Origin of the sequence: Variovorax sp. YR266, from assembly GCF_900107295.1 — a bacterium.
Lineage (GTDB): Bacteria > Pseudomonadota > Gammaproteobacteria > Burkholderiales > Burkholderiaceae_C > Variovorax.
In genome coordinates this window covers 196,094-214,937 of record NZ_FNPM01000005.1, presented here as the reverse complement: position 1 = coordinate 214,937, position 18,844 = coordinate 196,094, and the positions used below count along the sequence as shown (strand labels likewise).

Sequence of the window (18,844 nt, the reverse complement as noted above, 5' to 3'; positions counted from 1 at the left end):
ATCGACTGCCCCCTGTTCAGGTGTCAGGGCCTTCTGGGCAGAAAGAATTCATCGAAGAGCGCGAGCACGCCGGGGAAGTCGCGAGCGAAGTTGGGACGGCTCACGAAGTAGGCCTCACAGGCTACCGCGAAGAATTCGCTGATCGACGTGGCGCCATAGGCGTCGAGCCACGGCGGCTCGGTGCCGAAGCGCTCCGCCTTGATGGTCTGCTCGCGGAAGTCGTCGTAGGCGGACTGCAGCACGGCGAGCCAGGCTTTGCGGGCCGCGCGCGCACTGCGCTGGCCCGCAAAGCCGGGCGGCAGCGGCGGGCAGCCGTTGGCGTCGCCGCTGCGCATGTCGATCTTGTGGGCGAACTCGTGGATCACGACGTTGTAGCCGCGCTCGCTGGTGACGCTGCTCGCCAGCACGTCGTCCCAGCTCAGCATGACGGGGCCACGCTCCATCGCTTCGCCAGCCACGACTTCGCCGTACTCGTGCACCACTTGGGCCTCGTCGACCACCTTGCGTCGCGCCACCACCTCGGAGCGGTGCACGACGATGCCGACGAAATCGCCGTACCAGTTCAGTCCGCCCTTGAGGTGCAGTACCGGCAGCATGGCCTGGGCCGCGATGGCCAGCGCCACTTCATTGGTGATGGTGAAGCCCTTGGCGCCGTGGAATTCCTTGTCGCGCAGGAACTCGGCCGTCAGCGTGCGAAGGCGTTGCCGGTCGGCGTCCGGCAGTGCGCCCAGAAAGGCGTAGCGCCTGAGTGCGGCCTGCCAGGCGGCTTCAGGAATCGGGGGCAGGGCGCGCAGGCGGCGCAGCCACTTGAACATTGCTGGCGGCGGCGCGGCTAGCGCAGATCGACGCGCTGCGCGCCGGCGGTGGAGAGGCACAGCAACTGCGCGCGCGGCGGATGCGCGGCAGCATCCCAGTCGCTCAGCACGACGCGGCGCAGGCCGTTGCCCATGTCGTGATCGGCGGGGCGATGCGTGTGGCCGTGCACCAGCGTGCTGGCGTTTGCCTGTTGCAGCCACTCGCGTGCGGCGGCGGTGTCGACATCGGCCCAGACGGTCGACGGATTGCGCTTGCGGTCTTCGCTCTGCACGCGCATGGAGCGCGCGAGCGCGCGGCGTTCTTCCAGCGGCCTTGCGAGGAACGCGGCCTGCCACTCGGGTGTGCGAACCTGCGCACGGAACTTGAGGTACTCGGTGTCTTCCAGGCAGAGGATGTCGCCGTGGCTCAGCAGCCAGCGCTGACCGTGCAACACGAGCACCGTCGGGTCGTCGAGCAGCGTGAGGCCGCACTGCGTCGCAAACGCCGGGCCGACGAGGAAGTCACGGTTGCCGTGCATGAAGAACACCGGCAGCCGCTGCGCGGTGCGGCGCAGCAAGTCGGCGCACTGAGCCTCGAAGCCGGGGAGGGTGGCCGAATCGTCGCCGACCCACACCTCGAACAGATCGCCGAGGATGATCAGTGCGTCGGCAGGCGTGGTCTGCAGATAGCCCCGCCAGGCCTCGAAGGTGGCGGGCTCGCCGGCCTGCAGGTGCAGGTCGGAAATCAGGTCGACGGTGCGCCACGCGGGTGGCGCCACCAGCTCGGTAAAAGCCGGGTTCGCCACAGTCGTCATGCCGCGTCGCGCCTGTTCGTCATTCAGCGGTGACAACGGCCTTTTCGATCACGACGTCTTCGAGCGGCACGTCGTCATGGAAACCCTTGCGGCCCGTCTTCACGGCCTTGATCTTGTCGACCACGTCGGTGCCGTTGATGACCTTGCCGAACACGGCATAGCCCCAGCCCTGGGCCGAAGGTGCTGTGTGGTTCAGGAAGCCGTTGTCGGACACGTTGATGAAGAACTGCGCGGTGGCCGAGTGGGGCGCGCTGGTGCGGGCCATTGCCACGGTGTAGTTGTCGTTCTTCAGGCCGTTGTTGGCTTCGTTCTGGATCTCGGCGTCGGTGGGCTTTTGCTTCATGCCGGGCTCGAAACCGCCGCCTTGCACCATGAAGCCGGGGATCACGCGGTGGAACACCGTGTTGTCGTAATGACCCTTCTTCACGTACGAGACGAAGTTCTCGACCGACTTCGGCGCCTTGGCGGCGTCGAGTTCGAGCGTGATCACGCCGTAGTTCTTGATATGCAGTTCGACTTGGGGGTTGCTCATGAGGGCTCCTGCTTGAGAAAGGGGGAAAGGGATTACTTCGCCAGCAGCGTGGCGGACTTGATGGTGACGGCTTCGAGCGGCACGTTCTGCATGCCGCCCTTGTTGCCGGTGGCCACCGTGCGGATCTTGTCGACCACGTCGGTGCCGGCAACGACCTTGCCGAACACGGTGTAGCCGTAGCCGTCGGGGTTGGGCGCGTTGAGCGAGTCGTTGTTCTTCACGTTGATGAAGAACTGCGAGGTCGCGGAATTCGGGTTGCCGGTGCGGGCCATGGCGATCGTGTACTTGTCGTTCTTCAGGCCGTTGCTCGCTTCCAGAGGAATGGGCGCGCGCGTGGGCTTTTGCTGCAGATCGGCCGTGAAGCCGCCGCCCTGGATCATGAAGCCGTCGATCACGCGGTGGAACACCGTGCCGTCGTAGTGCTTGTCCTTGACGTACTGCAGGAAGTTCTCGACCGACTTGGGCGCCTTGGCTGCATCGAGCTCGACCACGATGTCGCCGGCCGAGGTGGCGAGCTTGACGCGCGGTGCCGCGGCCGTTTGCGCGTGGCCCGTGGCGGCGAACGTGAGTGCGGCGGCCAGGACGAGGGCGCTGCGGCGGCTGAAACGGGAGAGGGTGTGGATCGTCAAACGGGGCTCCATGTGCGGATGAAGGGACGGCGCTGCGCGGCAGGCACCCTGGGGCGCCCGTGCCGGCGGCGATTACTTGCTGGTGCGGCCGACCGGCTTGCGGATGACCACCGGCGGCGCGGGCAGGGCGGCCGCTTCGGCTTCGGCCTTCGAGCTGAAGATCTGGCGGATCAGCGCGAGCTTGGGCGCGACGCTGGCGTTGGTGCTGGCGAACTGCTGCGCGCGCACGTATTCCTGCGCCGCGAGGCGGGCGTACACATCGCCGAGGTTCTCGTGCGCCGTGGCGTAGTTCGGGTTGAGCTTGAGGGCTTGCTCGAGGGCGTTGCGCGCCTGGTCGAACTTGCTTTGCGAAGCGTACAGCGCGGCCAGGTTGTTGTAGGGCTCGGAGAGCTCGGGGAAATCTTGCGTGAGCTGCGTGAAGGCGGTGATGGCCTCGGCCTGCTTGTTCTGCTCGGTGAGGATCACGCCGCGCAGGAAGCGCATCTGCGGGTCGCGCGGCTTGCCGGCGATGTAGGTGTCGGCCTTGGCGAGCGCTTCGTTCGACTTGCCCTGGCGCAGCAGCGCGTTCACGTCGTCGTATTCGTTGGCGTGCACGGCGGAGCCCCACAGGCTGAACAGCAGTGCGAAGGCAATGGAGAGTCTGGAGAATGCGGCGTGCTTCATGAAGCCTCGGCGGAAATGGGGGGAGATGCAGGCTTGCGGGCTTGGGGAACACCCGAACGCTGCGCGGTGGCAGCCGTTTATACTTGGTTTCATTGTAGCCGAGGGGCCATGTCCAACCCCTCGCGACCACAGTCCCCGTCACCCCTGAAAAACACCGTCGTTCGCCCGTGCCGTACGTGCGCGAAGCGACGCTTTCCGAATCTCATGAGTCTGCGCATCTACAACACGCTGTCGCGTGAATTGGAGGAATTCTCCCCATTGCAACCGGGACAGGTGCGCATGTACGTTTGCGGCATGACGGTCTACGATTTCTGCCACATCGGCCACGCCCGCATGATGATGGCGTTCGATGTGGTGCAGCGCTGGCTGCGCGCCAGCGACTACGCCGTGACCTACGTGCGCAACATCACCGACATCGACGACAAGATCATCGCCCGCTCCGTGCAGCGCGGCATCACCATCCGCCAGCTGACCGACGAGGTGATCGCGGCCATGCACGAGGACATCGGCGCGCTCGGCATCGAGCCACCCACCATCGAGCCGCGCGCCACCGAATACGTGCCGCAGATGCTCGGCATCATCGAGAAGCTGGAGCAAAAAGGCCTGGCCTACCGCTCGGACAACGGCGACGTGAACTACGCGGTGCGCAAGTTCCCGGGCTACGGCAAGCTGTCGGGCAAGTCGCTCGACGAGCTGCATGCGGGCGAGCGCGTTGCCGTGCTCGACGGCAAGCAGGATCCGCTCGACTTCGTGCTCTGGAAGGCCGCCAAGCCGACCGAGCCCGCCGACGCCAAGTGGGAAAGCGTCTACGGCACAGGCCGGCCGGGCTGGCACATCGAGTGCTCGGCCATGAGCTGCGCCACCCTGGGCGAGACCTTCGACATCCACGGCGGCGGGGCGGACCTCCAGTTCCCGCACCACGAGAACGAAATCGCCCAGAGCGAAGGCGCCAACGGCAAGCCGCTGTCGCGCTTCTGGGTGCACAACGGCTTCGTGCGCGTGGACAACGAGAAGATGTCCAAGAGCCTGGGCAACTTCTTCACCATCCGCGAAGTGCTGCAGAAGTACGACGCCGAGAGCCTGCGCTTCTTCCTGGTGCGCACGCATTACCGCAGCGCGCTCAACTACAGCGACGCGCACCTCGACGACGCGCGCAATTCGCTCAAGCGCCTGTACACCGCGCTCGACCTAGTGGCCCCGGCCGACGTGGCCATCGACTGGGCCGATCCCCATGCGGCGCGCTTCAAGGCCGCCATGGACGAGGACTTCGGCACGCCCGAAGCCATCGCCGTGCTGTTCGAGCTTGCCGGCGAGGTCAACCGCACAAAGTCCGCCGAGACCGCCGGCTTGCTGAAGGCGCTGGCCGGCTCGCTGGGTCTGCTGCAGGGCGACCCGCGGGCCTTCCTGCAGGCCGGTAGCACGCTCGACGACGCTGCCATTCAAGCCCGTATCGCGGAGCGCGCCGCCGCCAAGGCCGCGAAGAACTTCGCCGAAGCCGATCGCATTCGCCAGGAACTCCTCGAGCAGGGCATCGTGCTCAAGGATTCGCCCACGGGCACGACCTGGGCGGCTGCGCAGTGAACGGAACGACGAACCCCATGCCCGCCAGCAAGAAGACCAGCGTTCAGATCTACACGCCGGACTATTGGGAAGAGGCATGCAAGCACCTCTCGCGGAAAGACCGCGTCATGAAGCGGCTGATTCCGAAGTTCGGCGACGCGTGTCTCGAATCGCGCGGTGATGCGTTCACCACGCTCGCTCGCAGCGTCGTGGGCCAGCAGATCTCGGTGAAGGCCGCGCAGTCGGTCTGGGACAAGTTTGCCGCGCTGCCGCGCAAGCTGACGCCGGCCAACGTGCTCAAGCTCAAGGTCGACGACATGCGCGGGGCGGGGCTCTCGGCGCGCAAGATCGAGTACTTGGTCGACCTGGCCCTGCATTTCGATTCGGGCATGGTCCACGTCGATGCGTGGAAGGACATGTCGGACGAGCTCATCATCGAAGAACTCGTGGCCATTCGCGGCATCGGCCGCTGGACGGCCGAGATGTTCCTCATCTTTCACCTGATGCGCCCGAACGTGCTGCCTGTAGACGACCTGGGGCTGCTCAACGGCATCAGCGTCAATTATTTTTCGGGCGATCCGGTCAGCCGAAGCGATGCCCGCGACGTCGCCGTGGCCTGGGCACCATATTGCAGCGTGGCGACTTGGTATATTTGGCGATCGCTGGACCCGGTTCCAGTCGCGTACTGAACAACAGGAGAAGACGTTGGCGAAACGAACCTTCCTCGACTTCGAGCAGCCCATTGCTGAACTCGAAACAAAGATCGAAGAATTGCGCTATGTGCAGACCGAATCCGCGGTCGACATCTCTGAAGAAATCGATCAGCTCGGCAAGAAAAGCCAGCAGCTCACCAAGGACATCTACAGCGACCTGACGCCCTGGCAGATCACCAAGATCGCGCGGCATCCGGAGCGCCCCTACACGCTCGACTACGTCAACGAAATCTTCACCGATTTCGTCGAACTGCACGGCGACCGGCATTTCTCGGACGACCTGTCGATCGTGGGCGGCCTCGCGCGCTTCAACGGCGTGCCCTGCATGGTGCTTGGCCACCAGAAGGGCCGCGACACGAAGGAGCGTACCGCGCGCAACTTCGGCATGAGCAAGCCCGAGGGCTACCGCAAGGCCTTGCGCCTGATGAAGACGGCCGAAAAGTTCAAGCTTCCGGTGTTCACCTTCGTGGACACCCCCGGCGCGTACCCCGGCATCGACGCCGAAGAGCGTGGCCAGTCGGAAGCCATCGGCCGCAACATCTTCGAAATGGCGCAGCTCGAAGTTCCGATCATCGTCACCATCATCGGCGAAGGCGGCTCCGGCGGCGCACTGGCCATCTCGGTCGGCGACCAGCTGCTGATGCTGCAGTACTCGATCTATTCCGTGATCAGCCCCGAAGGCTGCGCTTCCATCCTGTGGAAGACCAGCGAAAAGGCACAGGAAGCGGCCGATGCGCTGGGCATTACCGCGCACCGCCTGAAGGCGCTGGGTTTGGTCGACAAGATCGTGAACGAGCCCGTCGGCGGCGCGCACCGCGACCATCGCCAGATGGCTGCGTTTCTCAAGCGCGCGCTCAACGATGCCTTCCGCCAGGTCAGCGACCTGAAGCCGAAGGAGCTGCTGGAGCGCCGCTACGAGCGCCTGCAGAGCTACGGCCGCTTCAACGACACCAAGGCCGACACCGGCAGATAACGCGCAGGCGCTGTCATGAACTCCGCTTTCGAACGCGCCGTTGCCGCGTTCGAGCCGGCGCATTGGCCGCTGGCGGTGGGGTTCAGCGGCGGTGCCGATTCAACCGCCTTGCTGGCCACCTGCGCGGCGCGCTGGCCGGGGCAGGTGCTTGCCTTTCATGTGCATCACGGGCTGCAGGCTGCGGCCGACGGCTTCGAGCAGCATTGCCGTGTGGTGTGCGAGCGCATGGCCGTGCCGCTGGTCGTTCATCGCGTCGATGCCCGGCATGGGCCCGGCGACAGCCCTGAAGACGCGGCCCGCCGTGCTCGCTATGGGGCGTTTGCCGAGATGGCGCGCGCTAATGGGGCGAGGGCGGCTATCAAATCCATAGCGCTGGGGCACCATGCCGACGACCAGGTCGAAACCCTGCTGCTGGCGCTGTCGCGCGGTGCGGGGCTTCCGGGGCTGGCGGCCATGCCGGCGCATGCGCAACGGCACGGGCTTGACATCTACCGGCCGCTGCTCGCGGTTGCCGGCGCCGATATCCGTGAATGGCTGGCCGGCCGCGATCTGCCGTGGATCGAAGACCCGACCAACGACGACGCGCGCTACACCCGCAACAAAATCCGCTCCGTGCTGCTGCCCGCGCTGGAGCAAGCATTTCCGCAGTTCCGCGCCACCTTTGCGCGAAGCGCCGGCCACGCCGCGCAGGCGCAGCAGTTGTTGAGCGAGCTGGCGGCGCAAGACCTGGACGCCGTGGGCGACCCGCCGCGCATTGCGACGCTGCAGACGCTGTCGCGCGCCCGCCAGGCCAATGTGCTGCGCCACTGGCTGATGCAGTCGCACGGCTGCGCCCCCAGCGCCGCGCAGCTCGACCAGCTGCTGGACCAGGTCCGTGCCTGCACCACGCGGGGCCACCGCATCCACCTCAAGGTTGCCGCCGGTTTCATCCAGCGGCAGGGCGATTTCCTGCATTGGTACAATGCCCCGCCCTCGCCAAAGACTTTGCTCTGACAGCTTGCAGGGCGCCGCCTTTCAAGCGGCCCTTTCCTTTTCTCTGATTTCACCCATGGCATTGATCGTTCACAAATACGGCGGTACGTCGATGGGCTCGACCGAGCGCATCAAGAATGTCGCCAAGCGCGTCGCCAAGTGGGCGCGCGCAGGCCACCAGATGATCGTGGTTCCGAGTGCCATGAGCGGCGAGACCAACCGCCTGCTCGGCCTGGCCAAGGAACTGGCGCCCAGCAAACCCGGCGTGGCGCACAACCGCGAGCTCGACATGCTGGCCTCGACCGGCGAGCAGGCATCGTCGGCGCTGCTGGCCATTGCGCTGCAGGCCGAGGGCGTCGAGTCCGTGAGCTATGCGGGCTGGCAGGTGTCGGTTCGCACCGACAACTCGTACACCAAGGCCCGCATCGAAAGCATCGACGACGAGCGCGTGATGGCCGACCTGAACGCCGGCAAGGTGGTGGTCATTACCGGCTTCCAGGGCGTGGACGACGACGGCAACATCACCACGCTGGGCCGTGGCGGCAGTGACACCTCGGCCGTGGCCATCGCCGCGGCCATGAAGGCGCACGAATGCCTGATCTATACCGACGTCGACGGCGTCTACACGACCGACCCGCGCGTCGAGCCCGATGCGCGCCGCCTGACGACCGTGAGCTTCGAAGAAATGCTCGAAATGGCGAGCCTGGGCTCCAAGGTGCTGCAAATCCGCTCGGTGGAATTCGCCGGCAAGTACAAGGTGCCGCTGCGTGTGCTTTCGAGCTTCACGCCGTGGGACATCGACATCAATGAAGAGGCCAAGTCCGGCACGCTGATCACTTTCGAGGAAGACGAAAACATGGAACAAGCCGTCGTATCCGGCATCGCATTCAACCGCGACGAAGCCAAGATCTCGGTGCTCGGCGTGCCCGACAAGCCCGGCATCGCGTATCACATCCTCGGTGCTGTGGCAGACGCCAACATCGAAGTCGACGTGATCATCCAGAACCTCAGCAAGGACGGCAAGACCGACTTTAGCTTCACCGTGCATCGCAACGAGTACGCGAAGACGATCGACCTGCTGCAGTCGAAGGTCATGCCCTCGCTGGGCGCGACCGAGATCGTCGGCGACACGAAGATCTGCAAGGTCAGCATCGTCGGCATCGGCATGCGCAGCCACGTGGGCGTGGCGAGCAAGATGTTCCGCGTGCTGAGCGAAGAGGGCATCAACATCCAGATGATCTCGACCAGCGAAATCAAGACCTCGGTCGTGATCGACGAAAAATATATGGAACTGGCCGTGCGAGCGTTGCATAAAGCGTTCGATCTCGACCAACCGAGCGCCTAAGTGATGGCATAATCTCGGCTTCTTTCAGGAACTGTGACCGAGTGGCCGAAGGTGCTCCCCTGCTAAGGGAGTATGGGGTGTAGAGCCTCATCGAGGGTTCGAATCCCTCCGGTTCCGCCAAGACAAAAGCCCCTGTAGTTGTGAGACTACAGGGGCTTTTTTCTGTCCGAGCCCATGGCAGAAAAGAACTTTGGCACTAAGCCTTGCTGCGCAAAGCAGAACCTCCGACCAGGAGCGCCACCAGGCTGGCGGCCGCGGCGAACATCACATACCACGCAGGGGCGAGCGGGCTCCCGGTCCGGGCGATCAGCGCCGTGGCAATGAATGGCGCGAAGCCGCCGAAGATCGTGACAGCAAAGTTGTACGCAATCGAAAGCCCCGTGGACCTCACCTGCGGTGGATAGAGCTCGGCCATGGCGGCGGGAGCGGGGCCGGTGAACCCGGCGATCAGCACGGCAAATACGACCAGCACAGCCGTCAAGGTCGCGGCACTCGGAAAGGCCGTGAGCAGCCAGAGCGCCGGATAGGCAAGCACGAGGATCGCGGCAGCAAACCCGACCAGCAGCGGCCGGCGCCCGATCCGATCCGACAGCCCGCCGAAAACCGGCGCCAGCACGACCAGCACCAGGAGCCCGGCGCCATTTGCCCACAGCGATGCGCTCTGCGGCAACTTCAGCGTGCGCACGGCGTACGTCGGCATGTAGACCAGAAAGAAATACGTGCACACCGTCCACACGATGGTGACGCCGAACCCGGCAATGATTTCCTTGCGGTACGAGCCCATCACCTGCCTCAGCGGGGACGCCTGTTGGTTGGCGGCCTTGGCCCGCTCGAAAGTTGCGGGCTCCCGCGTCTTGGCGCGGATGTACCAGCCCACCGGGCCGATGACCAGGCCGAACAGGAATGGAATCCGCCAGCCCCACGCTTCCAGTTGCTGGGGGCTCAGAACCCCCGTCAGCGTCGCGCCAAAGAGCGAACCGAGCAGGAGTGCACCGGCCTGGCTCGCCTGCTGCCAGCTTGCGAAGTAGCCCTTGCGATCTTTCGGCGCGTGCTCGACGAGAAACGCCGTCGCCCCTCCAACCTCGCCGCCGGCGGAGAAGCCCTGGATCAGCCTCGCCAGCACGATCCACGCGGGCGCCCAGAGGCCCGCATCGGCGTACGTCGGCGCCAGGCCGATCATTGCCGTTCCAAGCGCCATCAGCAGGATCGTTGTCGACAACGCGGCTTTGCGCCCATGTGTGTCGCCGAGCGCGCCAAGAATCACAGCACCGATCGGCCGCATCACGAAGCCCACGCCGAAGGTCGCCACGGTCAGCAACAGCGAAGAGGTTTCGTCGCCCGTGGGGAAGAACAGTTTGGAAATCGTGATCGCGAAGAAACCGTAGACGGCAAAGTCGAACCACTCGAGCGTGTTGCCGATGACCGCCGCGGGAATCATCCGGCGCGTTGCATCGTGGGGCTCGTTGGAGGCAAGGGTGCCGAAGGCGCTGGTGGCATCAGCCACCGTGGCTGCGTCGAGATTTTTCATGCTGTCTTGAGAGAAGGGGCGGGTGAGATATCGGCTTCGGCGAGCGCCCATGCGCCGGCCGATTGCATGAAGCGATCAGCCGCCTGCAGTTGGGCTGCGGAGATCCATTCGTCCGGCTGATGGGCCTGCGCGATGGAGCCGGGGCCGCATACCACCGTTGAAATACCGACCTGCTGGAAGAAGCCCGCTTCGGTGCCGAACGGCAGGTCTGCCTCCGGCCAGAGCGCGCCGAGTTCGCGCGCGACCGAGACTGCCGCGTCGTTGTCGCGTGCCGACAGCGCCGGCACGCCCGCTACCTGCACTGCCTCGACCGTGACGCCAAGGGGAAGGTCCATCAGCGCATCCCGGACCGTATCGCGCACGAGTTCCGCAGCCGCTTCGTCTTGCGGACGAAACTCCCACAAGACCTCGCAGCACCCCGGCACGATGTTGATGGCGGTGCCCCCGTCGATCCGGCCGATGTTGATCGTGGCCTCGCCACCCCGGCTGGCAAAGCTGCGCCGCAACCCGGCCAGGCAGGTGACCAGGTAGGCGGCGGGCTCGATCGCGCTGGCGCCGAGCGATGGGTCGCTCGAATGCGCGGGAAGCCCGCTGAAGAGCGCCCTGTGCCCGAAGAAACCCCGGTGCCTGACGCCGATCCGCATCTCGGTCGGCTCGCCGATGATGGCCAGCGCGGGGGCTTCCACTTGCGTCTTCAAGCGGTTCACGAGCTCCGGAACGCCGAGGCACCCGATCTCTTCGTCATAAGAGAAAGCAAGGTGGATCGGACGGCCCAAGGGGTGCCGCTGCCAGGCAGGCACGGCCGACAGGCAGGCGGCGATGAAGCCCTTCATGTCCGCCGCGCCGCGGCCGTGGAAGCGGCCGTCGCGTTCGACCAGCGTGAAGGGATTGGCGCTCCAGTTCTGGTCGGTCACGGGCACGACGTCGCTGTGCCCGGAGAGCACCATGCCGCCCGCCATGTCGGGGCCGATGCTGGCGAGCAGGTTCGCCTTCCGCTTGTCCTCGCTGTGCACCAGGTGCACTTTCACCCGGTGTCCCGCGAGGTAGTCGGCGATCCAGTGGATCAGGTCGAGGTTCGAGCGATGCGAGGTCGTATCGAATGCCACCAGGGTTCTGAGGATCTCGATGGTGGTCATGCGACACGCTCGGCCATGGCATTGCTGGCGCTGTTGTTGCCGTTGTTCGCGCTTCTGCCGGAGTTGCCGCCGCCTAGCCGCTCCTGCACGAGCTGCATGGCTGCGGATTGGGTCGGTGTGCCGGTGCGCCCGGCGAGTTCGAAGATCCGGTGCAGGGTGGCGCCGATGGCTTTCACCTGCGAATCCACTTTTGTGGAATTGAAGCCCTCGTGCTCCGACGCCACGCGGATCAGGCCGCCCGCGTTGATCACGAAGTCCGGCGCGTACAGGATTTCCTTGTCGCGCAGCTGCCTGCCATGTTCGTCGCCGGCCAGCTGGTTGTTGGCGCCGCCGGCGATCACCCGGAACTTCATCTGCGGCAGGGTTCGATCGTTCACGACGGCGCCCATCGCGCAAGGAGAGAACACGTCGGCCTGAACGGCATAGATCTCGTCGGGCTCGACCGCCTGCGCATCGAACTCGGCGCAGGCCTTGCGCGCGAGCGCCGCATCGACGTCGGATACCGTGAGGCGCGCCCCCGCGGCGACGAGCAACCGGCACAGGTTCCAGCCGACGTTACCCAAGCCTTGCACCGCCACCGTCAGCCCACGCAGGTCGCGGTCCAGCCGATGCGCGACGCTGGCCACGATGCCGTGATAGACGCCCAGTGCCGTGGTCGGCGAAGGATCTCCGGTGCCGCCCAGTTCTTCCGGCAACCCGACCACGTGCCGGGTGTTCTGTCGCACCCAGGCGAAGTCGGCGACAGTGGTGCCCACGTCTTCGGCGGTGATGTAGCGGCCGCCCAGGCGGTTGACCGCCACGCCCATCGCCCGCAGCAGTTCGGGCGTCTTGCTCTTGCGCGGGTCGCCGAGGATCACCGACTTTCCACCGCCCAGGCCGAGTCCCGCGGCCGCGGCCTTGAAAGTCATTCCACGCGACAGGCGAAGCACGTCGCGCAGGGCGGAAGCTTCGTCGGCGTAGGGATACATGCGGCATCCGCCCAGGGCCGGCCCGAGCCGGGTGCTGTGAATGGCGATGATGGCCCGAAGCCCGACCCGATCGTCGGATACGAAGACCACCTGTTCATGGCCCGCAAAAGACTCGGTAGAGAAGACGGTCATTTATTTATCTGTTTTTTGAGTTTCGATGTGAACGAATGCGGACGCGGCCTGCTCCAGGGCCGCTGCCGCATCAATGCCCGGGAGCGCAGGCTAGAAACAGCAGCAAGCGGTGTAGATATAGCGATAGCTCTACTGGAGGAACGTCGAGCACCGCATCGGTGAGCGACAGAACTTCAGGGCTTGCTTGGCGGAATGATTGCGTCATGTGATGGCCTCGCTGTTGGGCACAGCATGACATCGGGAGACGCGGTGATATTGGTGAAAATTTGGCGCCGCAAGATCAGGCGCGGGACGGCTGCAATGCGGGCGCTGTCGTGATCAATCCCATCTCGCTGAACAGCCTTTGGTACTCGTTCAGTGCGAGATCCTGCAGCGACCGGTGATGCTCGGGGTCGATTGTTATTTCGCCTTCGGAAAATTCGAATTTTGTCGAACCCATCCAATCTTCATATTGAAGTTTGATTGGCGATGCCGGATGCTCCGGATCGGAGGCTTCGATCGTCGAATGAATATCCGGTATTCCCGGTTCGCCTTGGGGGATCAGGCAAGTCCAGACAAGGCCATGGCGTTCAACAGCAGGAAACATCGTGATCCTGAAGCATTCCACCGTCTTGAGTGCAAGCTTCTCCGGGGCCTTGCGGCATTGCCCATCGGACCCGTAGCGCAGGCCGTGGTAGGCGCAGACCAGTTCGTCGTCTTCGATGCGCCCCGTGCTCAATGGCAGTCCGCGGTGCGGGCACATGTCCCGGCCAATGCGAATGCCATCCGGCATGCGATAGATGGCCAACCGCAGATTCAGCAAGATCACCTGCCTAGGCTTTGCCGGCACCTCGTCGACGCGTGAGACCGGAAACCATTGCCTGGCCAGAACCGGCCAGTCTTGCTCGGAGAACGTGCAGTTCGGAGGCAAAAAACCCTCGGGCAGAGGGCGCGAGGGGGGCGGTTCAACGGGCGGCATGGCTCGCTCGTCTTATTTGACCAGGCCGATCCGGATCCTCCGGTTGTGCTGCCCCTTGTTCTCGATCTTCAGGATGCGCAACGGTGCCGATTGCGAAGTCTTCGAAAGATGCGTTCCACCGCAGGCCTGCCGGTCGAGCCCCACGATTTCGATGATGCGCGTGGTGCCGTCGTCCTGGCTCGGCGGTGCGACGGACCGGCTGCGTAGCACCCCAGGTTCGCGCGAGAGTCCGGCTGCGTCGAGGTACACCGCATTCACCTGCAGCCCGTCGGAGATGAGGGTGTTGAGCTCGGGCTCGAGCTTGCGCAACTCGTTGTTGTCGGCCGCGGGCAAGTCGAAGTCGATGCGGGCCGTGCCGTCGGCCGCCATTTGCACGCCCGTTACCAGCGAGCCCTCGAAGCGCTGATAGACGAGCGCATTGAGGATGTGCAGGCCCGTGTGCAATTGGCTCATCATGAAGCGGAAATCCTGATCCACTTTGGCGACGACCTTGTCGCCGGGAATGGAGGCGGTTTCAGCTTCGTCGAAGATGTGCCACGCATTGCGACCCTCCGTTTCGACCCGGCCGATCTTGATTTCGCCACCATTCCATTGCAGCGTGCCGCGATCCGCCAATTGCCCGCCACCGCCCGGATAGAAGAAAGACCGGTCGAGAAGAACCGCATTCGGGCGGCGCGCTATGACATTGGCTTCGAATTGAAAGCAATCGGGTTCGATATGGCAGAGATAAGGAGACATGAATTCCTCGGTTGGCGAAACGCTTATGAAAATCGTCGTGCGGTAACGATGCCGATCAGAATGATCACGGCCCCCGCAAACTCGGTGGCGCTCAGATATTCGTGGAACAGATAGGCGCCGAGCACGGTTGCAATGACAGGCTGTATCAGCAGGGTGATTGAAGAAAGCGCGGCCGGGAGCTTGGCCAGCGCATAGGCAATGAGGCCCTGGCCTCCGACGTGCGAGACGACTGCCAGCGCGAGCAGCATCAGCATCCCGTTGATCGTGTGCGGAACAAGCGACTCGCCGCGCAGGAGCGTGATGGGCAGGAGAATGATCAACGTACCGACGCTGCTCCATGCCATGACGGTCATCGTTCGATAGTTCGAGCGCACGAGGCTGACTGCCAGAAGATACGAGCCATAAAAAACTGCGGTCAAAAGGCCTAACAGATTTCCTGCCATGTAGGTCGAACCAAAATCCAGCCGATGTCCGATCAGGATGAATGCGCCGGCCAGCGCAAACAGCATTCCGAACAGGAAGCCAGGCTTGAATTTCTTCCCCAGAAACAGGTTGGACCCAAGCACCACGAAGATCGGCGCTAGGTTGGCAAGAAGATTGGAATTGGCCAGCGTGGTCAGCGTCATCGACCAGTGATAAAGCGCCAGATTTCCGGAAAAGATGAATCCGACAAGAATTAGCTTGATCGGAATGGCCGGCATTTTTTCAGTGGGCGAGCCGGTCGTGCGCACGGGCTCGGCTCTTGCCGCAAGCATGTCGAGCAGAAAGAAAATCGGAATTGCCAGCGCAACCCGATAGACCGCGCTCGCGGTCGGAGGCAATTCGCTGTGGCGAAGAAAAACGCCGCCCAGCGCCAACGCCGCCGCGCCAAGCAGAAGCGCAACGAAAGAAAAGAAGTTTTTGCTTTTTGAAGCAACAGGTAGGGCAATAGTCGTCATATTTCGTTCCGGCACGACCGGGTCTCCATCGGTCGTGCCAGCCAGTTTGTTTTTTAAAGCATCAAAAGGGCAGGGCGAAGAGCTATCGCTATTCAAATCCCTCGATCACCATGAGCTGCATATCAGCTGCAGCATCCTTTCGCAATTCCTTTGCAAAGGTGTATTCCGGCGATTCGTAGAATTTTCTCGCCGCATCGGCAGATTTGAATTCGACAAGAACCACGCGCCGATCATCCAGAGCGCCTTCCAAATGCATGCGCTCGCCTCCCCGCGTCAGAAACCTGCCTCCGAACTTTTCTATGATCCCGGGCGTGAGTTGCTTGTATTGGTTGTATTGATCCGGGTCCACAATGGACATCCGGCCAATCAGATAGGCGACCATATGACAACCAGGCTTGGCGCCGCCGTTATACGTAAGCCACTTTTCTTTGCTCCGCGGCGACACCGGATTGCAGCAATGCCGCATCCAGAACGTCCCAGAGGCCGGTCAGCGAATCGAGAAAATCGTCCGCGCCTTCGATGACCAAGTGGGCGTACTCGGTTTTCAAGGCGAGTTCGACCGCGGTGCGGGCGTTTTGCTCGTGGTGCTGCTCGGCGCCGACTTCGCCCCAGTGCTCCAGCAGGTAGTGCATTTCAGGCACTTCGAGGTCGGCGTTGTAGATGCCGCTGTCCACCAGGCAATACTTTTCGCCCGGAATCAATTGCTGGTTGGAGATCATTTCCAGCGCCAGCGTGGTGCCGAGATTCCGGTAGGTGTTTTCGATGTCCGTCATCTTGCGGTGATCGAAGACGCCGATGGCCTTGCGGACTTGCGCGGTCAACCCGGTGTCCATGTCGTAGCCGGGCAGGGAGCCGAGCAACTGGTTGGAAAAGTCCTTGAGCTTCGCTTCGACCTTCTCCTGGTTGTAGAGGTCTGCAAACACGGGCTTTTCGGCCGACTGGTTGACGATGTATCCCGCCATCGTCGCCAGTTCAGGGCCGTGGCCCGATTCGCTCTCGACGATTTCTTCCAGCAACTCGCTCTGCCTGTGCAGCCCGTGCTCCTTGAGCGCATCCGGAAAACTCCATCCGGGACGCGTGGATGCGCAGAAGCTCTGGATCTGGTGGAAAAGGGCTCCCACAACAGGAGGCTCCGGTTCGACCTTGACCCAATTCTTGAAAATCGGATGGGAATAGCAACGATGACTTTTAACTCTCTCAACCAGATCGGAAATGGTAACGCTCATTTCGTGCTCCTAATTACAGTTGGTTAAAAAATGCCGTGAAAATTCAATTATTTACTGGCCATCAACATTCGCCCTCCAGGGTGATCAAGTATTTCGACCCGCACATTGGAAAAGCCCGCGCGGAACAATTTTTCAGTCCATTCATCTTCACTGAGAAGCTTTCTGGACATGAAATGATTGTGCAGATGATTGAATGCCGCGGCGAACGGCTTTTCCCAGCTGGATTGAGCAACAGGAATCGCATCGACGATGATCAGCGTGCCCTTGATTGCATTGGCGCAGCAGGCGCGCAGCAACGAGTCGAGCGTTTCTTCTTCGGCGGGAAGAAGATCGTGCATGACAAATCCTGCGTGGATGATGTCCGCGTCCCTGATGAGAGAGGCATCTTCGGTGAGGATCTGGATGGGGGCAGTCACGAACTGAAGCCTGTCGCTCATTCCCGCTTCACTGGCTGCGCGAACGGCCTGTTCGGTGGCCGACGCGCTCAGATCAATTCCAACGCCTTTTGAGCCCGGAATTTTCCTGAGCATGCGGATCAGGAATCCTCCGGAGCCTGATCCAAGATCTACGATTTTCTTTGGTGCCATCGCTACGATGGCGTTTTCCGGCTGCGGATAGAAGGATTTTTCGCCCATCCATTTCGATGTGCGAGCGACCAGACCCCCGCTGCGCGGGTATTTGAGTTGCGCCTCTTCGTTGTTTTCCGAAAATTCTTTCGCGTTGTTGATCAATGGGGCACATGCACGGAGCGCCCACGAAAGATATCCGACTTCATTGATCAATTCGTCGAAATTGCTGCCGGCCTTGTAGGTGGCGGGTGCTTTTTCATCCAACACCTCGATGATTCCGGCCTTGCTCAGGGAGTCGAGGTAGGCGGAAATCACGGATTCCTTGATTCCGCAGGATCGGGACGCCGTTGCAGCGTCCACGACCGGCGATTTCTGGAGAAATTCAATGATTCCGTACTCTGCACCTATTTCCAGCAGGATTGCGGATCCTGCGAGGGAGGAACCAGTAATGCCGCGATCAACATTTTGCATGGGTCACCTGTGGGTTAAACACTATTGAAAACGAACTGATTACTTTGCGCTGGTCGAAACCATTTAGTTGCACGATAGTCAGCGCGGAGAAACCCGTATTGGTAAAAATTGCGGCCAGGAGCAATCGCGCCAAAAAGACGAATCCGAATTCCGCGCGAGCCGAGCGGAAACAAGAAGCGGAGGAAAGAAGGCCCTCAGCGCATGGCCCGAGGGCGGGGGGAGCGGCTTCTCAGCAGGTCCGGGCGCGGACGTACTGGAGAGGCGTCATGCCGAAGGTGCGCTTGAAGTGCCTGGTGAGCGCGCTCTGGTCGTAAAAGCCGCTCGCAACAGCGGCTTCGATCAGCGGCCGGCCGGCAGTGAGGTGACTGATGGCGGCCCTGAGCCGCAACTGCGTGAGGTACGTGTGGGGCGTCAATCCGATCGTGCGGTTGAATGCGCCGATCAGCTGGAAGGGCGTCAGGTCGGCGGCCGCCGCCATCTGCTCGAGGGTCAACCGCTCTGCAAAAGAGTCGCGCAGCAGTTCCAGCACCGGCGCGAGCACGTTGGCATCTGCCGGCACCGGGAGCACGCGTTGTCCCGGCTGTGCGTGGCTCTGGAAGAGCGTTCCGAAGCTATGAACGAACAACTCCTGCTGCCGCAGAGGGTCCCATTGATCGCTGTTTCCGTCGTAGGCGCGATGAAGCTCCAGAAAGCTGCCGATGAGCTCCTGGTCGCAGTAGATGTTCGATCCGAAGTACCGGGTCTGATCGATGCCCAGCGTCGTCATCAGATGCCTGATGCCCGGCTCGGCAAGATAGAGGGCCCGGTACCGCCAGCGGGCACTGCCGCCCATGCGGCCCGAATGGGGCTCGGCCGGGTTGAAGACGAGGAGCGCCTGCTGATTGGCAATGCCCGTGCGGCCGCGGCTCTTGAATTCGGCGCCTCCAACCTCGGTGACCGCGATCACGAAGGAATGGTGCACGTGGGGCGCGTATTCATGCGTCGTGAAGTCCGCATGCAGCATGTCCATGCCCGGCATGCCGGGCACATGCCAGTAGCGCGATGTATTCAGAGGGTCCAGCTTGGCCAACGAAGCCTCCGTTTGGATCAGCGGTTGTAACGCTTTCAGCGTCCAACCGGTTGCATGGCACCTGAATGGTGAGCAAGGCTGTCTATTCCAGTGACTACGGCGCGATCTGGGGAGC

20 protein-coding genes and 1 tRNA gene are annotated in these 18,844 nt (G+C 62.9%); 6 read left to right on the top strand and 15 right to left on the bottom strand.

Going from position 1 to position 18,844, the window contains the following annotated elements; all coding sequences use genetic code 11:
* Positions 1-23 precede the first annotated feature (23 nt).
* Genes BLW48_RS15385 through BLW48_RS15365 form a run of 5 tightly spaced genes read right to left on the bottom strand, consistent with a single transcriptional unit; the run spans position 24 to position 3,433 of the window.
* Positions 24-815, bottom strand: coding sequence for a M90 family metallopeptidase (locus BLW48_RS15385; protein ID WP_093175957.1), 792 nt, complete (start codon positions 813-815; stop codon positions 24-26).
* Positions 816-832: 17 nt separating this feature from the next.
* Positions 833-1,609: a UDP-2,3-diacylglucosamine diphosphatase gene (locus tag BLW48_RS15380; protein WP_093175955.1), complete on the bottom strand. Its 777-nt coding sequence runs from the start codon at positions 1,607-1,609 to the stop codon at positions 833-835.
* 19 nt (positions 1,610-1,628) lie between these two features.
* The gene (locus BLW48_RS15375) at positions 1,629-2,141 is read right to left on the bottom strand and encodes a peptidylprolyl isomerase (protein ID WP_093056403.1); all 513 of its coding nucleotides are present in this window, start codon (positions 2,139-2,141) and stop codon (positions 1,629-1,631) included.
* A 32-nt stretch (positions 2,142-2,173) separates the two neighbouring features.
* Complete coding sequence (locus BLW48_RS15370; RefSeq protein ID WP_093175952.1) at positions 2,174-2,782, bottom strand: peptidylprolyl isomerase; 609 nt, start codon at positions 2,780-2,782, stop codon at positions 2,174-2,176.
* Between the two features lie 60 nt (positions 2,783-2,842).
* Positions 2,843-3,433: a tetratricopeptide repeat protein gene (locus BLW48_RS15365; protein WP_093056405.1), complete on the bottom strand. Its 591-nt coding sequence runs from the start codon at positions 3,431-3,433 to the stop codon at positions 2,843-2,845.
* Positions 3,434-3,637: 204 nt separating this feature from the next.
* Here BLW48_RS15365 and cysS point away from each other — a divergent pair, with 204 nt between their 5' ends.
* The 6 genes from cysS to BLW48_RS15335 all read left to right on the top strand — a co-directional run bounded on the left by cysS (position 3,638) and on the right by BLW48_RS15335 (position 9,116).
* Entirely contained in the window at positions 3,638-5,014 is a 1,377-nt protein-coding gene (gene cysS / locus BLW48_RS15360; protein ID WP_093175950.1) for a cysteine--tRNA ligase, read from the top strand.
* 17 nt (positions 5,015-5,031) lie between these two features.
* On the top strand, positions 5,032-5,682 hold the full coding sequence (locus BLW48_RS15355; protein ID WP_093056579.1) for a DNA-3-methyladenine glycosylase family protein: 651 nt from the start codon (positions 5,032-5,034) through the stop codon (positions 5,680-5,682).
* Between the two features lie 16 nt (positions 5,683-5,698).
* On the top strand, positions 5,699-6,679 hold the full coding sequence (locus BLW48_RS15350) for an acetyl-CoA carboxylase carboxyltransferase subunit alpha (RefSeq protein ID WP_093056407.1): 981 nt from the start codon (positions 5,699-5,701) through the stop codon (positions 6,677-6,679).
* A 15-nt stretch (positions 6,680-6,694) separates the two neighbouring features.
* Positions 6,695-7,672 (top strand): tRNA lysidine(34) synthetase TilS, encoded by a 978-nt coding sequence (gene tilS, locus BLW48_RS15345; protein WP_093175947.1) that lies wholly within the window; start codon positions 6,695-6,697, stop codon positions 7,670-7,672.
* Positions 7,673-7,727: 55 nt separating this feature from the next.
* Entirely contained in the window at positions 7,728-8,996 is a 1,269-nt protein-coding gene (locus BLW48_RS15340; protein WP_093056409.1) for an aspartate kinase, read from the top strand.
* A gap of 27 nt (positions 8,997-9,023) precedes the next feature.
* A tRNA-Ser gene (locus tag BLW48_RS15335) sits at positions 9,024-9,116 on the top strand.
* A 76-nt stretch (positions 9,117-9,192) separates the two neighbouring features.
* Here the strand turns inward: BLW48_RS15335 and BLW48_RS15330 are convergent.
* The 10 genes from BLW48_RS15330 to BLW48_RS15285 all read right to left on the bottom strand — a co-directional run bounded on the left by BLW48_RS15330 (position 9,193) and on the right by BLW48_RS15285 (position 18,729).
* Positions 9,193-10,524: an MFS transporter gene (locus BLW48_RS15330; protein WP_093175943.1), complete on the bottom strand. Its 1,332-nt coding sequence runs from the start codon at positions 10,522-10,524 to the stop codon at positions 9,193-9,195.
* Positions 10,521-11,660, bottom strand: a complete 1,140-nt coding sequence (gene argE / locus BLW48_RS15325; protein WP_093175941.1) for an acetylornithine deacetylase — start codon at positions 11,658-11,660, stop codon at positions 10,521-10,523. Before argE ends, BLW48_RS15330 begins: the two co-directional genes overlap by 4 nt.
* A complete protein-coding gene (locus BLW48_RS15320) occupies positions 11,657-12,760 on the bottom strand; it encodes a Leu/Phe/Val dehydrogenase (protein WP_093175938.1) in 1,104 nt (367 codons plus the stop codon). Before BLW48_RS15320 ends, argE begins: the two co-directional genes overlap by 4 nt.
* 280 nt (positions 12,761-13,040) lie before the next feature.
* Positions 13,041-13,718, bottom strand: a complete 678-nt coding sequence (locus BLW48_RS15315) for a Rieske 2Fe-2S domain-containing protein (protein ID WP_093175935.1) — start codon at positions 13,716-13,718, stop codon at positions 13,041-13,043.
* Between the two features lie 12 nt (positions 13,719-13,730).
* A complete protein-coding gene (locus BLW48_RS15310) occupies positions 13,731-14,456 on the bottom strand; it encodes an alanyl-tRNA editing protein (protein ID WP_093073687.1) in 726 nt (241 codons plus the stop codon).
* A gap of 23 nt (positions 14,457-14,479) precedes the next feature.
* The gene (locus BLW48_RS15305) at positions 14,480-15,394 is read right to left on the bottom strand and encodes a DMT family transporter (RefSeq protein WP_093175933.1); all 915 of its coding nucleotides are present in this window, start codon (positions 15,392-15,394) and stop codon (positions 14,480-14,482) included.
* An 88-nt stretch (positions 15,395-15,482) separates the two neighbouring features.
* The gene (locus BLW48_RS15300) at positions 15,483-15,776 is read right to left on the bottom strand and encodes a DUF1330 domain-containing protein (RefSeq protein WP_093056416.1); all 294 of its coding nucleotides are present in this window, start codon (positions 15,774-15,776) and stop codon (positions 15,483-15,485) included.
* 25 nt (positions 15,777-15,801) lie between these two features.
* Positions 15,802-16,620, bottom strand: coding sequence for a hypothetical protein (locus BLW48_RS15295; RefSeq protein WP_093175930.1), 819 nt, complete (start codon positions 16,618-16,620; stop codon positions 15,802-15,804).
* A 47-nt stretch (positions 16,621-16,667) separates the two neighbouring features.
* Positions 16,668-17,660: a class I SAM-dependent methyltransferase gene (locus tag BLW48_RS15290; RefSeq protein ID WP_093175927.1), complete on the bottom strand. Its 993-nt coding sequence runs from the start codon at positions 17,658-17,660 to the stop codon at positions 16,668-16,670.
* Between the two features lie 229 nt (positions 17,661-17,889).
* Complete coding sequence (locus BLW48_RS15285; protein ID WP_093073695.1) at positions 17,890-18,729, bottom strand: AraC family transcriptional regulator; 840 nt, start codon at positions 18,727-18,729, stop codon at positions 17,890-17,892.
* Between the last annotated feature and the right edge of the window lie 115 nt (positions 18,730-18,844).